Consider the following 15,209-nt stretch of genomic DNA (forward strand, 5'->3'; position numbering starts at 1 on the left):
CTGCCCACTTAGACCGCAGCTCAAAGTTCTCCCGATTTTGCGCCCTTTGCAAACCTTCCTCAAGATCACGCAATTCTTCATCAAGACGCAAACGTACTGTCTGCTTGGGATTTGCTGCCAAAATCAAAATTTTCTGGGTTTTGATGGTCATTGCTGACGTTTTTTAAGTATATAGAGAAGTATAATTTAAATGCAGCGGACAGACTTTAGTTGCTAGGGATCACTCATGGGCGCAATTACCAATAACCCGCAGTGGGGTATTAAGTTAGCAGATTATTCCACAGTCCCGCAAAATTCTAAATTGTGATCGGGGCGACTCAATCGACTTAAATCCTATGCGGCGAATTGTGAATGTCCACCCGAAGAATTTTTGCTTGAATGCCAAACTGACCCAGTGTTAACGATTCAAATTAAACGAATGGCTTCGCTTAAACTTTGGTAAATAATTCTCATGCAACAAGAAGGAATATCTGAACCATTCCTGAATTTAAAGCAGTGAGCGTGTAGTAAAATTTGCTCACCTCATAAAATGGAATATGGTTTTAGACAACTCTAGTCAAAATCTCCGAGGACGCAACTTCAAAGGACAAGACCTTGCGGGTGCGAACTTTAGCTATGCCGACATCCGAGGGGCAAACTTTAGCGGTGCTAACCTGACAGGTGCAAACTTTAGTCATGCCAAAGCTGGACTGCAACGCCGATGGGCTGCTCTCTTAGTGGCTGTTTCGTGGGCGCTGGCGGCGATAGCAGGATTTTTATCAGCTTTTGTTGGTTCCTTGATAGCGCTAATCATTAACAATTCTTCTTTAGAAATTCGGATATCAGGCTTACTTAGTATAGTAGTTATTATTTTCTTTATTGTTACAATTCGTCAAGGAATACAGGCAGGTTCAAGAGCCGTCTTTGGAACCGTCCCCTTCGCCGGAGCCTACGTCTTCGTCTACATCTTCGCCCACGTCTACGTCAGAATCGCCAAAAGCGTCCAAGGAAGCATCGCCTTTGCCGCAGCCATCGCCGCAGCCGGAGCCGGAACTTACACCGGAGCTTTCGCCATCGCCGTAGCCGGAGCCGTCATCATAACCGCAGCTTTCGTCGGAGCCTACATCGTAGCCGGAGCCTTCGCCGCTGCTGGAGCCTTCGCCGCAGCCTTCGTCTACATCTTCGCCGATGCCGGAGCCTACGTTTACGGCACTGTCGAAGCCTTCATCGGAGCCTACTTAGGAAGAACAACCAGCAAAGCCACCATTGGCTACGAAGTCTCCTTGGTCGGAGCCTACGCCGGATTCTTCGCCGTCGTATTATTTAGCGCATATATTAGTTGGCGTACATTGAAGGGAGATGAGAAGCACACTCTAATTCGCAACATCGTCGTCGCCTTTGCAGCCTTTAAAGGTACAAGCTTCCGCCGCGCTAACCTAACTAACGCTAATTTTACAGGCGCTAGCCTCAAAAGTACGGACTTTAGAAAAGCTAATCTAACTCACACTTGCTTTTATAAAACCAAAAAACTTGACCAAGTTCGCCCTGGTTCAAGCTATCTATTTCTTCCACAAGTGCGACAAATACTGGTTACAGGAAAGGGACAAGATAAGAACTTTGACCGTGAAGACTTGCGAGGGGTCAATTTTAAAGGTGCTAACTTGCAAGATGCCAGTTTTATTAGTGCGGATTTAAATGAAGCTAACTTGCAAGATGCAGACTTATCTAGAGCCAAGCTAGTACAAACGCAGTTAGACAATACTGATTTTACAGGCGCTACCCTCACCGGAGCTACTATAGAGGACTGGGGTCTTACTGGTGAAACTAAACTCAATGAGGTGAAGTGTGATTACATCTTCATGCGATTAGAAACAAAAGACAACCCAAATCGCTGCCGTAAACCAGATGATTGGAATAAAAACTTTGAACAAGGTGAATTTACAGAATATATTGCTCCCATTGTCAAAACTCTAGACCTGTACCACAACACAGAAGTTGATTTTCGTGCAATCCAAATCGCTTTAAACCAGTTAATCGAAAATAATCCAGAAGCAGAAATTCAACCTGTAGCGGTAGAAAAACGTGGAGTTAATAAAAATAAACTTTTAATCAAAGCTGAAACAGCAACAACCGCTAATCACTCGGAATTACATGCTGAATATTTTAAGAGTTACGACACTCTTATATCTTTACCACCAGAATCTTTATTAGAATTACTAAAAGAAAAAGATAACACAATTAGTTTATTAGACAAAAAAATTGAGATAGCACTAAAAACAGCTATTGAAAAACATAGCGTTAATGCAGAAACCTATAACAATCAAGAAAATACAATGTCAGAAGCACCCAAGTATAACCTTAATAATCCGAAATTTGGTGGTGGTTTTTCAGGAGATGAAGGCACTACGATAGGCGGAACTTTAAATGACTACTCATCAAATATTGATTATTCGTCAAAACAAAACCTTACTGAAGCTGCCGCAGATATTCAACAGCTTTTGACTCAACTGCAAACTCAAGGATATAGCCAAGAGCAAGCCCAACAACAAGCTGCTCAGGACTTGGCAAAGAAAGCTGATAATGACCCCACAGTTTTAGGCAAGTTGGTTAAATGGGGACAATCATTGAGTGATACCGCCGCTAAAACAACTGTAAGTGAAGCCGCAAAAGAAGTTTTCAAGATAGCGCTGAGACTATCGGGTATACCCATACCATAATTTTTAACTATGATTCTGCCAAAGCAAATTGTGAACAACTACGCTGCTGTTCGTATTTCCGCAGTGGGGAATTGATTGATTGGAACGTCCAAGAGGGCAATGAATAACTGGTAATATTTGGTGAAAGTGGGATTTGTGGAGGTGAGTTGTGAGCAAGCCAAGCCCTCAAGTTTTAGAGACGGCTATAACAGCAGCCTGCAATGCTCATACAGGCTTGCATCAAGCAATTCATGAATTGCGACATGGTTCGGTTACTGAAGGGAAACAGATAATAGCTAGACAGATTGCGGCGCTGGCTAATGCGCTGATGATTTTGTGAGATGTTGGAAAATTTTTCAACAAGTGAGGCGATGCAAGCTACTACTCTACTTATAGCTCCCATAGCTCCCAGGATCGGCGCCAAAATCACCATCCTTGGAAAATTTTTCATGAGCCTGAACAGAGCGATCGCTTCAATATCTGAAAAACTTTTCATAACCGAGGGCGATCGCTCAAGTCTTTCGCCTACTAAGATTGGATACTTAAGTGTCCAAGGGCACAGGTATGCTCTTGAAGCGATCGCTTTTGGGTAGCTGAAAAATTTTTCATAACTGAGGGCGATCGCAAGCAGCAACACAAAATAAGACATCTGCTGGTAAGACAGATAGCAGACAAGTGTAAGACAAGTCACGATACTTGAAGTTTATAAAATTCTTTAAAAAATGCTCTTAAGGCTTAAACGTTTAAAGGCTTTGCCAGACTGGCTTTCGCCTTAGATAATCTACTGAGATTTTTATAAAAAAATTATAAAATACTCACTTCAAGTGCGGAAGACAGCAGACCATTGCTGTCTTACAATTAAGATGAGACAAATAAGACAATCGATTTAGTTTGTCAAGGTGAAGAAAATTCTTTACAGAGTCTTGTTATTTACTGTAGAAATTATTTTTTAGCATACCTTTATCACTGCCTAGTCAGTTATTTGCGTTCTATTGCCAGCTAGCCAAGTTCAACAACTGCATGAAGTTTCCCGAATCACCCCGTGTCAGATATATCCGCAACCCTCTTGCGGAAGTAATCTGCCAGCTTCGATTTCCCAAGATATTAAGAATTGAAAAAGAAGCTCCTGTGGATTTTCAGGAAGCGGTAAGAGCAGATTATCCAATCTTCAGTACTGGTCAATCCATTGAGTTCTCGTTGTCTAACCCGCAGCCTAACTCACCGCCAGTCCTATTTGGGCAAGGTTCATCTTATGAGTTTGCGAATAAAACAGGAGAGTGGAAACTGGTTCTAGCAAGTGATTTTATAGCTCTCTCTACGTTTAAATATGAAAGCTGGGAGGATTTTAAAAAACGATTACTTATTGCTATTGAGTTACTAGCTAAATACTACAAGCCTTCGTACTTTACAAGGATTGGCTTGAGATACCAAGACGTTATTATGCGCTCCGAGCTTAATTTGGTAGGTCGCCCGTGGCGGGAGTTGCTTAAACCCCCAATTTTAGGAATATTTGCAACTGACGATTTACTAGAGAATGATTTACCCCAGGCATTTTCGCATTTTGTGTGTCATCTGGGTTATGCAGACGCAATGGTGAGTGCTAAATACGGGCTTGCAATAAAAAATGCAACTAATGAACTGGGTTATTTCATAGATGCTGATTTTCATACCGAGAAGATAGTGGAGACAGACGATGTTAGCGCGTACCTCGATCAATTCAACCGAGAGGCAAGAAACTTTTTCCAGTGGTGTATCACTCCCAGCTTACACCAAGCCTTGGGCCCTGAGTCCATTGAATAGACAAGGCAGAACTTTGGCGGAGATATCTATCCCTGTTGATGCTGATGTGCCAACAAATATTCGCTCATCGGGCGTGTATCTACCAAGGCATTATCTTCAGGATAATAATTTTAACCTTTCAATTAACAAACAAGTTGTTTTAAAGGCGTTGAGCAAAGTCTTATTGAAAAATGCCAATAGGACAGTTCAAAACTGCTGGGAAGAGATCCTAGCTTCTGCCTCAACATCGTCGGCAGTGCCACTTATAGAACTTAATGATTTCCCTGCTCAAATCAAAGAATATTTTTATGAGTTGCGTGCAAATGACAAGGATGAGGATGCCCTGTATAAAATTTCAGAAGCAATAGTTGAATGGTTGACAGACAACCCAGAAGAATATCAAACAAGGTTAGCTGTTGAACTTTATGACATGTCTTCAACCGCTAAACGTATTCTTATAGCGCTCTTGAGTGATGCAGAAGCTCAAATCAGTAGTAAAATTTTGCTTAACGTTATCGGGTTATTTTTAGAATCAACAGATAAATTATTGGCTCAATCTTCCGCAGTGTGTCTTTTAGCTTGTGGTGGTTTTTTGGGCAGGAATATTTTGCAAACTACACTTTCTACTAAAAATCTGCCACACTCTGAATTGATTCAAGGCATAATTAGACTATTCGGTTAAGTTATGTTCAGTCTCTTGATTACATGAAATCTCGTGCAATCCCTTCAAGGATCTAAACTGCCCACATATCTAGTGCGTCTTTGTAGAAAGCTGACAAATTTTAAATTAATTGTAAACGAGGCGATTATCTGTACAGACGGTTGCTGGAGCGAGGATTTAATTCAAAGAGTTATCAAGGAAGTACTAGCAGAAAAAAGCTCAGGTATTTCTACTTATAATGCCGATATATGTACTCCTTTTGACGTAGGGCATTCTCTTGCGGTGATAGCAGAAGGTATATCTCAAAAAGAGTTCCTTGCTGCGTCCAAGCCTCGAAAATCTAGCTGTACTAGGGGTTCTTTAATCATTCCGGTAAGTTGTTTTCCAAAAACAACTCGCTACCAATTCACCCCTGAAAATAATTTAAACTTTTACCCAGCCAACGAGCGGCATTTTGATCTAGACATTGACGACTCTGAAGAATTAGCGGTTGCAATCTTAAAGGGCATTCACAATAGAACTATAGGATGGACAATTCTTGGAAATGAGGGGAAGTCGTTAGGCTCTTATCGTCTTCAAGCCGGTATTGCCTACTCACACTGCCTTAAAACTTTTGGAGAACTGAATCACTCTCAACCACCACCCAGTTGGGAAAATGGCAAGGATCTGACAGCAGGTGAGCAAATTGAAATTCTTCAGCATTTAGCGCAAGTAGTGCAAATTGACAGCCCTATAGAAATGTAGCCCCGCAAGCTATAAAAGATATGGCTTAAGCCTTGAATGACGCGATTCTAACAACAGTAGTCAAGGCGTTTATTCAACAAGAGCTAGAGCAGGAACAAGTATAGCTTCCTGAAAAATTTTTCACACTCCCGCCGCCATTACCTGACCGCGTGACATCCTATTCATCAAGTCTGCTGCATCATCAATTGGGTTAGGAGTTTGTACGGTCAGGCTTCGCGGTGTATTGGCTAGAGTGATAATTGCACTGTTGAGAGCATCTAACCTTTGCTCAATCCCCTGGTTCGCCATTTTCAGCGCCTCCACGAATTGGTTGCCTCCAGATGCCTCACGTGGTTGAATGGTAGCTGAATTTAAAGCAATAGCCGTTTTATCAACTGGCGGCATATCAACCTTGCTGCTGGGCAATTGCGCCCCTGATGTTGGCAACTTCATCCCCTCTCGTTGCCTTTGGTAAGCATCAAACAAGTTTTCTCCCGGCTTGAGGTCAAGCTTGGGCATCTGGTTGATGTCGATCCTGGTCGGAAGTGCCAACTGTGGATTAGTAGATTCCACCTTAGCCTCAGCTGATGATAAACTCATCGGTTGCCGTGCTTTTTCCCCAGCTTCCACTAAATCTGATGCGCTTTGTCGCTGGCGTCTTTTTTCACCGTATGCAAGACTTTCAGTTTGAGCGCCTTGGGTCGCTTTTTGTTCGGCCGTGGAGTTAGCAGCGATCTCAGGCTGGTCGTTGAGATTAGCTTGGGCGCTATCTACACGCTGATTGCTGAGGTCGATTTGTTTGTTAGCAATGTCTAGGTTAGTCTGGGCGGTTTGAATAGCCAGTGGGTCTTTTTTGGATATGGCAATCCTGAGCGCTCCCTCAGCTTCATTTTTGGCTTTTTGAGCTGATAATTGGGCTGACTCGGCTTCATCTAAAAGGATTTGAGCAGCAATACGCTGGCGTTTCAGGTCATTCTCTAGGGACTTACGTTGAAACTCCTGCTCTTTCTCCAAAGCCATCTGCTTGATGAGAGCGATTCTATTTTCAGCCTCAATCCTTTTCTCTTTAATCTGCAACTCCATAACTTCAGGTTTGGTGCTGGAATTTACCTCATAACCCATGTCTCTTAGTTGCTCGCGAGCCGCCCTTTTGGTTCGCCGCTTGACATTTGGATCTTTGAGCTTGTCAACTAAGCCTTGTGCATCGTCAGCATCAGTTCTTTGATTTTCAACTCTTGCTTGAGATGCGTCGGATAATGCTTTAGATAAGCTCTGGCGGGACTGTTCTAACTTTGAGGTGCGTTCAAGACTTTGGTTGTAAAGGTCGAGTTTTGCCTTGGATTCATCAAGTTGAGAAGTCTGCTTTTTGAAGCGGTTCTCTTCACCCGGATTTCTCACAAAATCTGAGTTTTCTTCTATAGCTTACGTTTTGATGAATGCGTTGCGACAAAGATGTTTAGCCAAAACAGAATTACAAAACGCTCAAGTTGGAACTATTCGTACCAAATTATTGAAGTTAGGAGCCTTAATTACTGTAAGCACACGGCGAATTTTAATTGCGATTACTAGCTCTTGTCCATATAAACATATTTTGGCTGCTGCTTACAGATGCTTAAAAATGCTCCCGAATACTGCTTAATATCAACTCAAACTGCATTTAATTTCTCATAATTAATCATATTTTGGCTTGCTTTTATCTAAGTCTAGTTTTGAAATGCTTATTTTTCTAGACACAGCATTTTATTTTCAGTACAAAGATAAACATAGTGATTATTCTATCTTCATAGCTACTGTTTTATACTTAATTTGTTACACCACGTAAATTTGAATTCATGATGTATCAAAAAAATGTCTTACATCAGGTCATGTAAATTGATTTTTGATTGTTTGTGAGAAATGCGGGTCAAAACGGTCACAATTCCGGGATTGGTTTTGATGGAGGTGAGAAATCAATTTTTACCCCTTATGTAATTGTCTCAGAAGAACAGCTTTCCGCATCAGAGCAAGTTTTAAGAGCGCAGATTATCCCCAATGACAAACGCCTCAAGTCTGATGAAATCAAAGCACTGTGTCAGAAATCGCCAGTGAAGCGTGCCATCTTCCACGGCGGACTAAACGAGTGGTTCCCCATGCCAGAGATGAAGAACTATTCAGGATACGATCGCGATAACCGCACTTTCCTTAATGCCAATGCTCCAAAAAACCAAGCTGAGATATTAATCGGCAAACTGGAGGCAACCAACAAAACCTCACTCGAAAGCTTTATCCTTGAGGACTTAGGCATTACTGGAGAGAAAAAAGAGCGGATGAGGCAGGGGATACTAGAAGCGATCGCCCTCCACAACCGCAACGACCTACTACAAAAATTCCAAGCATGAAAAATTTTTCATGTATAAAATTAGGGCAGATTTAGGGCAAGGTTTATTTTATGTCTTCAAAACTATTGCCATCAGGAGGTTTCAAGAATCTATAGTTACGTCAATCGGGCGGGGTTTGAATTGTCGACTTTGATTACCTTGCTGAAGCATCATTACTGCGCCAATTGGATAAGCCAGAGATATGCTGGCAAGCAGACGACGCACATGGATATCGTCCCAAACCCAATCTCGTTGAAAATCTGGAAGTTGGATACGTCCAGTTTTAATGTCTTTCATGACATCAAGGAGAAAATATTTAGTGATGTCAAAGGTAGAGATTGAGTTCATTTGATGTTCTGCCATTTTTGTCATCAAGAAAAATGCGGCTACTCGTTACAGCTAGTACTTCGTATGTCAGCCTAAGATTCTCTTTGGGGTAACAGCAAGGGGTTTTTGGGGCAGTTGGTCGTGAGTAGCGATCGCTTATGCTTAATCTTGAGGAAAGTCTGGAGGTAAGACAACAATTCCCCTTACTACTAGCTGCTTAAATTGATTGATTAAATCAGCTTGCCGTAATATTCGGGTAACGTATCTAGGCCGTCGATCAAAGTCTGTCCCCCAATCTTTAACAGTTTTTGGACTAGTACCTGTAACTTCTGCGATCGCATTAATGCAAGCTTTGCGATAATTACGTCCTGGTTCGTGAGTAACCCAACGACGACAATATTCCATCGGTTCTAGGGGCAACTGACAGAGGATATCAATTTGATGTTTATTTTGGTGGGATTGCCTCCCAGTTTGCATCTTGGGCGTTCGTGAGTTAGTAAGGGTTACAGCAGCAGGGAATTGTGAAGACACCTAGCTACTGCACTCAAAACCCATACTTGCTGACCTCAACTTAAGAAATATCTGCTCTTAGCACAAGTATTTTAGTCACGATTCACGAGTAAATTATTGTTGAGGAAAGTCAGGGGGTAGGACTATTTTTTTGATTTGGTTGAGCATATCAGCCATACGTAAGATATGCGTTACATAATTGGGGCGCTTCTCGAAGTTGGAACCCCAATTACCTATAGTCCTTGGACTCAGCCCAGTTGCTTCGGCGAGAGAGGCTATGCAGGCTTTTCTGTACCCCCGGTCATCGGGGGACATATCAACCCATTTTTTACAGTATTCCATCGGCTCCAAGGGCTTTTCACTGAGCGCGTCGATTCTATATTCAGCCCTTGAGCGAATGATGTCTATGACCTTACTTGATCTGAGTAACACATTTACTCACGATTCGTGACTACATTAAAGATATTATGAGCCACGATGTATGTAGAAAAGCAGTGCGATCGCTGATTATCGCTCAGGTATTATTTGCATCTTGAATAACAAGGGTAATATGATTTTTTTGTGCGTAGACATAACTAGGTGTTAAGTTAGAAAACTAACTAGTAAAATAGCAAGCAATGAGCAATGAAGCTAATACCTGCCGTAAATATGTTGAGCCAAAACTAAGAGATGCAGGGTGGGAAAAAGAGCCTCACGATTATACTGAGCAGTATTACTTCACTAATGGCAAAATTCGCCCCAAAAACAAGCGTCAACCTCGTGGTGAACGAAAATTTATAGATTATTTGCTGCTATATAAGGGAGAATTTCCCTTAGCCGTGGTGGAAGCCAAGCGAAAACATAAAACACCAGATGAGGGACTGGAACAGGCAATAGACTATGCCAATCTTCTAGGGGTGAAGTTTGCTTACTCGACTAACGGACAAGGAATTGTAGAGTTTGATTTCATCACGGGTAAGCAGTCTGATGTGATGGAATCGTTTCCCAGTCCTGATGAACTTTGGCGACGACTAACTGGGGAAGCGAAGGAGCAAATTAGAACAGACATAGCAGAAAAACTGTTAACTCCGTTTTATCCAATTCCAGATAAACCACTGCGTTACTATCAACGAAATGCTATTAATGCTGCACTAGCGGCAATTTTCAAAGGTCAAAAGCGCTTACTGCTAACATTGGCGACAGGAACAGGTAAAACTACTGTTGCTTTCCAAATCGCTTGGAAATTGTCAAGTTTGGAGTGGAATGCTTCTGGAGAATCTCGTTCTCCTCGAATTCTGTTTTTGGCAGACCGGAATGTGCTGGTAGATGACCCGATGAATAAGGATTTTTCTGCCTTTAATCAGGAGAAAATTTACAAAATTCAGGGGGAAGCGAAAAAAGGACGTGACCTCTACTTTGCTATTTATCAAGCAATTGGTGATACACAATATAGCTTTGGACTTTATAGAGAATACAGTTCTGATTATTTTGACTTGATTATTGTTGATGAGTGTCACCGAGGTAGCGCCAGGGATGAAAGTAACTGGCGACAAATTCTAGAACATTTTGAACCTGCGTATCAGTTAGGACTTACAGCAACACCGCTACGGGATGACAACGTTGATACCTATCGCTACTTTGGCAATCCCCTTTATACATATTCACTCAAGCAAGGGATTGATGATGGTTTCTTAGCTCCCTATCGTGTTTATCGAATTACTACCCGTTCCGATCGCCAAGGATGGCGACCTAACGCTGGAGAGATTGACCGTTATGGAAGAACAATTCCCAATGAAGTTTATCTCACCCCAGACTTTGAGCGGAAATTGGTGAGAGAGGCACGGACAAAGGCGATCGCACAACACATTACTGATTTTTTGAGAAGTGGCGATCGCTATGCCAAAACCATTGTCTTTTGCGTGGATGAGGAACACGTTAAAGCAATGATTAAGGAATTACGCAACCTCAACAGCGATATCACCAAAACAAATCCTGACTATATAACTCGCATTACCTCTGATGCTGGTGATGTGGGTAAAGGGCATCTCTACAAATTTAAAGATGTCTTAGATGAAACTCACATTATTGCTGTTACTGCTAAGTTGCTAACAACAGGGGTAGATATTCCTACCTGTAAAAATGTTGTGCTTGCCCGTGTAATTCGTTCACCTACAGACTTTAAGCAGATTATTGGACGGGGAACTCGTGTGCGAGAAGAACGAGGTAAGCTGTCCTTTAATATACTCGACTACACCAACAGCACAGTATTGTTTGAGGATAGAGATTTTGACGGTGAACCCGCCCTGATTAATGAATCAGAGATAGATGATCAGGGGAAAATACTCTCTGAACATGAAGAGGAATTAGATTCAGAAGAGTTAGAAGAGGAAGCAGACGACTTGGAAGACGATGAAAGGTCTGGATTTCCGGGACTTCCAGATGATGATGACATACCACCTCGGAAATATTACGCTGACGGGGGAAGCGAAGAGATTGTTGAAGAAAGAATCTATGATTTAAATCCAGATAATCAACTGCGCTTGTCTCGATTAATTGATTACACCAGAGAACAAGTTCGCATCCTGTATCGTTCTACTCTAGAAATACAGGAACGCTGGGCAGATCCAGAACAGCGTTCAGAAATTATTGAATTGTTGGCGGATAGGGATATTGATTTTGATGAGTTAAAACAAGTTACTAATCTTCCCGAAGCTGACCCTTTTGATTTACTATGTCATATTGCCTTTGATGCTCCGGTGCTGACTTGCAAGCAACGGGCTGAAGCGTTGCGTCGTCGCAAGACTGATTTTTTTGAACAATATGGGGAAGATGCTAGGGCAATTTTAGAGATAGTTTTGGACAAGTATGCAGAAAAAGGAGTTGAGGAGTTTAATATTCCGACGACATTTAAGGCTAACGGCGAATTTAAGAAATATGGCAATGTGGCTGAAATTGCTCAACGGTTTGGTGGAGTTAATCAACTTAGGGAAGCAGTAAATCAACTACAGAACCTATTATATTCTGCATAAAAATTGAATATGGAAAGTAATGCTAAACAAAAATTTGATAAAAACTGTGAAGATATTAATAAACTATTAGAGTTTCATGAATCAAGTGGTGGGAGTAGTCCTGGAAGACGTTATGGACTTGAAGTTCTGAATAAATCTGCTGTTGTTTTGATTTGTGCCATTTGGGAAGCATATTGTGAAGATATTGCCGCCGAAGGATTAGAACACATAGTAAATTATGCAACATCCTCAGATAATTTATCAACGGAAATCAAAAAACAAGTAGCTAAGTCGGTAAAAGAGGATCAAAATCAATTAGCAGTTTGGAGTCTTGCAGATGATGGTTGGAGAAACTATCTCAGAAATAGACTTACGCAATTACAAGAAAAAAGAAACAGACAACTAAATACACCCATAACAGTAAATATTGATAAATTATTTGATGAGTCGTTAGCGATTAAAAATATTTCACACTCATGGCGTTGGAAAAAAATGTCAGCCACTCAAGCGGCTCTAAAATTAGATAAATATATTAATTTACGGGGTTCAATAGCTCATAGAGGAAGTGCTTCTGAAACTGTTAAGAAGCAGCAAGTAGAGGCTTTTTTGAAGCACGTGCAACAAATTGTTGATATTATTGAATCGGTCGTATTTACTTATATCACTCAAATTACTAGTCAAGATAGTTATTAATTGTTATTAAAAAGTATAAATACAGTACATAAATGCCAAAACGTTCCACAAAACAAAATAATCAACCCGTAACCACCGCCCAAAAACTGGGTAGCGTGGTTAAGTCAGCGCGTGACATCATGCGGACAGATAAGGGATTGAATGGAGAATTAGACCGTCTCCCCCAGTTGACTTGGATTATGTTCTTGAAACTTTTGGATGATTCCGAAAAACTGCATGAGGTAGAAGCAGAGTTAGAAGGAATATCCTATAAACCAACTATTCAACCGCCTTATCGCTGGCGAGATTGGGCTGCTAATGAAAGTTTTACGGGCGATCGCCTGAAAAGTTTCATCAACAATGATGAGGCAATTTTACCAGATGGCACGAAAGGTGCAGGGTTACTCGCCTATTTGCGAAATCTCAAAAGCAAAACCGGACGCGATCGCGCTGATGTCATCGCCAAGGTGTTCAAAGATGTCACTAACCGCATGATTAGCGGGACTTTGCTGTGGGATGTCCTGAATAAGGTAAATGATATTCACTTTGACAAATCAGAAGAAGTGAATCTCCTCAGCACCCTTTATGAATCGATGCTGAAGGAAATGCGAGACGCTGCGGGAGATTCGGGAGAGTTTTACACCCCCCGTCCGGTAGTGCGGTTTATCGTGCAGGTGATGGAACCGAAACTGGGAGAAACCATTTTTGATCCTGCTTGCGGAACTGGTGGTTTTTTGGTCGAGGCGTATGAATACCTGAAAAAGAATTGTAGCGCCCAAGATTGGCAGATATTACAAAAAAGCATTATTGGCGGTGAGGCAAAATCCTTGCCTTTGATGTTAGCGCACATGAGTTTGCTGTTACATGGGTTTGAATATCCCGATATTGATGACGGTAATAGTCTGCGGTTTACCCTTTCGGAGATGGGTGAAAAAGATTGGGTAGACGTGATTCTCACAAATCCGCCGTTTGGGGGTGAGGAAGAAGACAGAATTAAAAATAACTTTCCCCCAGATAGACAAACTAAAGAAACTGCGTTGTTATTCCTTCAGTTGATTATGCGTCGTCTCAGACAAAGACCCAAACCAGGACGCGCCGCAGTAGTGTTTCCCAATGGGGTGCTATTTGGGGATAATACTTGCGCCAAACTCAAGGAAGATTTACTCAAGGATTTTAATCTGCATACCATTGTCCGTTTACCTAATGGGGTGTTTGCGCCTTATACTGGCATTCCCACAAATTTGTTATTTTTTGACCGTTCTGGACAAACGAATGAGATTTGGTACTATGAGTTACCTTTGCCAGAAGGACGGAAAACTTATACCAAAACTAAGCCGATACAGGATGAAGATTTTTCTGTATGTGTAGCATGGTGGAAGAATCGAGAAGAGAATGCACAGGCTTATAAATATAACTTTAGGGAAGCTTATAATCAGGCGATAAAAGATGCAACGCCTCATTGGGATGCTGGGAAGAAAGCAGAGGAAACGGCTAATCAACTTGCAAAGGCAGTCAAGGAATTAGCTGAGAAAATCCAAGGCTTGCAGAATTCAATTTTGGATTTTTCACCATCCAAAGATATTGCACAGATTAAAAATCAGATTCAGATAGTCAAGGATGAGGTTAAACAGGCTCAAACTGCGGAGCAAATTCAGCGCGAGATTGCTAAAGATGAGAAGGCTAAAGGGGAGGCTATTTACTGGGCGATTTATAATCTTGACCGAAAAAACCCAAATAGTCAGCAGGATTTTGAGCATTTACCACCTGAGCAATTAGTTGCTGATATCTTAGAGAAAGATAGGCGAGTAGCTGAAATTATGGCGGAGATTCAAGCGCTTTTGGGAAGTTAAATTAGGAGAAAGTTAGATGAACATCGAGCAAGCAGTGTTAGAAAGATTACGCCAGTTACCTATTGAGAAACAGCAGCAACTATTAGATTTTGCAGAATTTTTATCTCAAAAAACGACTCCTAAGACTCCTTTACTATCTGTTAGAGGATTATGTGCTGATTTAAAAGTGGATATTACTCAAGAAGAGATTGCTCAAGCGCGTCAAGAAATGTGGGGTAATTTTCCCAAGGATATTGTTTAATGACATCGGTAGTTGCAGATACACACACGTTAATTTGGTACATTTTTGACTTGCAGAGATTGTCTGAAGCCGCATTAACAGCGTTGGAACAAGCAGTTAATACAGGTAATCCTATTTACGTATCAGCTATCACAGTCATAGAAATTGCTTATTTAGTTGAGAAGGGACGCTTTGCTGAAGAGGTATTAACACGAATTTTAAACGCTTTGGATGATCCCAATGTAGGTATTGTACTTCTACCTCTGGATCGAAATGTTTCAGGAGCAATTCGGCAAATTGATCGGGTAACTGTTCCTGATATGCCTGATAGGATTATTGCAGCTACAGCTTTTTATTTGGGTATTCCTTTAGTTACTCGTGATTTGCGAATTAGAGCTTTAACCACTATTAAAACTATTTGGTGAAAACTTGACCTAAACACATTATT

General features: G+C 41.4%; 15 protein-coding genes and 1 pseudogene. 13 read left to right on the forward strand and 3 right to left on the reverse strand.

Annotated features, from left to right (window positions below; genetic code table 11):
- Positions 1–536: 536 nt before the first annotated feature.
- The 6 genes from V7K61_RS09400 to V7K61_RS09425 all read left to right on the forward strand — a co-directional run bounded on the left by V7K61_RS09400 (position 537) and on the right by V7K61_RS09425 (position 5,859).
- Positions 537–2,696 carry a pentapeptide repeat-containing protein gene (locus V7K61_RS09400; RefSeq protein WP_335053010.1) on the forward strand — a complete coding sequence of 720 codons (2,160 nt, stop codon included), beginning with the start codon at positions 537–539 and terminating at the stop codon, positions 2,694–2,696.
- 148 nt (positions 2,697–2,844) lie between these two features.
- The gene (locus V7K61_RS09405) at positions 2,845–3,015 is read left to right on the forward strand and encodes a hypothetical protein (RefSeq protein WP_335053012.1); all 171 of its coding nucleotides are present in this window, start codon (positions 2,845–2,847) and stop codon (positions 3,013–3,015) included.
- A 109-nt stretch (positions 3,016–3,124) separates the two neighbouring features.
- Entirely contained in the window at positions 3,125–3,268 is a 144-nt protein-coding gene (locus V7K61_RS09410; protein ID WP_335053014.1) for a hypothetical protein, read from the forward strand.
- Between the two features lie 427 nt (positions 3,269–3,695).
- Positions 3,696–4,475: a TIGR04255 family protein gene (locus V7K61_RS09415; protein WP_335053016.1), complete on the forward strand. Its 780-nt coding sequence runs from the start codon at positions 3,696–3,698 to the stop codon at positions 4,473–4,475.
- A complete protein-coding gene (locus V7K61_RS09420; protein ID WP_335053018.1) occupies positions 4,468–5,136 on the forward strand; it encodes a hypothetical protein in 669 nt (222 codons plus the stop codon). The genes V7K61_RS09415 and V7K61_RS09420 overlap by 8 nt, the downstream gene beginning before the upstream one ends.
- Before the next feature lie 33 nt (positions 5,137–5,169).
- The gene (locus V7K61_RS09425) at positions 5,170–5,859 is read left to right on the forward strand and encodes a hypothetical protein (protein ID WP_335053020.1); all 690 of its coding nucleotides are present in this window, start codon (positions 5,170–5,172) and stop codon (positions 5,857–5,859) included.
- A 120-nt stretch (positions 5,860–5,979) separates the two neighbouring features.
- Here V7K61_RS09425 and V7K61_RS09430 read toward each other — a convergent pair whose 3' ends face one another.
- A complete protein-coding gene (locus V7K61_RS09430) occupies positions 5,980–7,236 on the reverse strand; it encodes a hypothetical protein (RefSeq protein ID WP_335053022.1) in 1,257 nt (418 codons plus the stop codon).
- A gap of 13 nt (positions 7,237–7,249) precedes the next feature.
- Here V7K61_RS09430 and V7K61_RS09435 point away from each other — a divergent pair.
- Positions 7,250–7,477: pseudogene (locus V7K61_RS09435) on the forward strand (transposase); the annotation flags it as partial.
- A 250-nt stretch (positions 7,478–7,727) separates the two neighbouring features.
- Positions 7,728–8,216, forward strand: a complete 489-nt coding sequence (locus V7K61_RS09440) for a hypothetical protein (RefSeq protein ID WP_335053024.1) — start codon at positions 7,728–7,730, stop codon at positions 8,214–8,216.
- 81 nt (positions 8,217–8,297) lie between these two features.
- Here V7K61_RS09440 and V7K61_RS09445 read toward each other — a convergent pair whose 3' ends face one another.
- Both V7K61_RS09445 and V7K61_RS09450 read right to left on the reverse strand, forming a co-directional pair.
- On the reverse strand, positions 8,298–8,543 hold the full coding sequence (locus V7K61_RS09445; RefSeq protein WP_335053026.1) for a DUF262 domain-containing protein: 246 nt from the start codon (positions 8,541–8,543) through the stop codon (positions 8,298–8,300).
- A 141-nt stretch (positions 8,544–8,684) separates the two neighbouring features.
- Positions 8,685–9,053: a hypothetical protein gene (locus V7K61_RS09450; protein ID WP_442936306.1), complete on the reverse strand. Its 369-nt coding sequence runs from the start codon at positions 9,051–9,053 to the stop codon at positions 8,685–8,687.
- Between the two features lie 596 nt (positions 9,054–9,649).
- On the opposite strand from V7K61_RS09450, the gene hsdR reads away from it, so the two are divergent.
- Genes hsdR through V7K61_RS09475 form a run of 5 tightly spaced genes read left to right on the forward strand, consistent with a single transcriptional unit; the run spans position 9,650 to position 15,186 of the window.
- On the forward strand, positions 9,650–12,040 hold the full coding sequence (gene hsdR, locus V7K61_RS09455; RefSeq protein WP_335053028.1) for an EcoAI/FtnUII family type I restriction enzme subunit R: 2,391 nt from the start codon (positions 9,650–9,652) through the stop codon (positions 12,038–12,040).
- Positions 12,041–12,049: 9 nt separating this feature from the next.
- Positions 12,050–12,712 (forward strand): MAE_28990/MAE_18760 family HEPN-like nuclease, encoded by a 663-nt coding sequence (locus tag V7K61_RS09460; RefSeq protein ID WP_335053030.1) that lies wholly within the window; start codon positions 12,050–12,052, stop codon positions 12,710–12,712.
- A gap of 32 nt (positions 12,713–12,744) precedes the next feature.
- Complete coding sequence (locus V7K61_RS09465) at positions 12,745–14,541, forward strand: class I SAM-dependent DNA methyltransferase (RefSeq protein ID WP_335053032.1); 1,797 nt, start codon at positions 12,745–12,747, stop codon at positions 14,539–14,541.
- 16 nt (positions 14,542–14,557) lie between these two features.
- The gene (locus V7K61_RS09470) at positions 14,558–14,782 is read left to right on the forward strand and encodes a hypothetical protein (RefSeq protein WP_335053034.1); all 225 of its coding nucleotides are present in this window, start codon (positions 14,558–14,560) and stop codon (positions 14,780–14,782) included.
- Positions 14,782–15,186: a type II toxin-antitoxin system VapC family toxin gene (locus V7K61_RS09475; protein ID WP_335053037.1), complete on the forward strand. Its 405-nt coding sequence runs from the start codon at positions 14,782–14,784 to the stop codon at positions 15,184–15,186. Before V7K61_RS09470 ends, V7K61_RS09475 begins: the two co-directional genes overlap by 1 nt.
- Positions 15,187–15,209 lie beyond the last annotated feature (23 nt).

The organism is Nostoc sp., from assembly GCF_036918015.1.
Taxonomy (GTDB): Bacteria; Cyanobacteriota; Cyanobacteriia; order Cyanobacteriales; family Nostocaceae; genus Nostoc.

Bases quoted from the DNA above. Each gene is read 5' to 3' on its own strand.
- V7K61_RS09460 (WP_335053030.1), top strand. From the start codon at position 12,050: ATGGAAAGTAATGCTAAACAAAAATTTGATAAAAACTGTGAAGATATT.
- hsdR (WP_335053028.1), top strand. From the start codon at position 9,650: ATGAGCAATGAAGCTAATACCTGCCGTAAATATGTTGAGCCAAAACTA.
- V7K61_RS09465 (WP_335053032.1), top strand. From the start codon at position 12,745: ATGCCAAAACGTTCCACAAAACAAAATAATCAACCCGTAACCACCGCC.
- V7K61_RS09410 (WP_335053014.1), top strand. From the start codon at position 3,125: ATGAGCCTGAACAGAGCGATCGCTTCAATATCTGAAAAACTTTTCATA.
- V7K61_RS09475 (WP_335053037.1), top strand. From the start codon at position 14,782: ATGACATCGGTAGTTGCAGATACACACACGTTAATTTGGTACATTTTT.
- V7K61_RS09445 (WP_335053026.1), bottom strand. From the start codon at position 8,543: ATGAACTCAATCTCTACCTTTGACATCACTAAATATTTTCTCCTTGAT.
- V7K61_RS09415 (WP_335053016.1), top strand. From the start codon at position 3,696: ATGAAGTTTCCCGAATCACCCCGTGTCAGATATATCCGCAACCCTCTT.
- V7K61_RS09400 (WP_335053010.1), top strand. From the start codon at position 537: ATGGTTTTAGACAACTCTAGTCAAAATCTCCGAGGACGCAACTTCAAA.
- V7K61_RS09470 (WP_335053034.1), top strand. From the start codon at position 14,558: ATGAACATCGAGCAAGCAGTGTTAGAAAGATTACGCCAGTTACCTATT.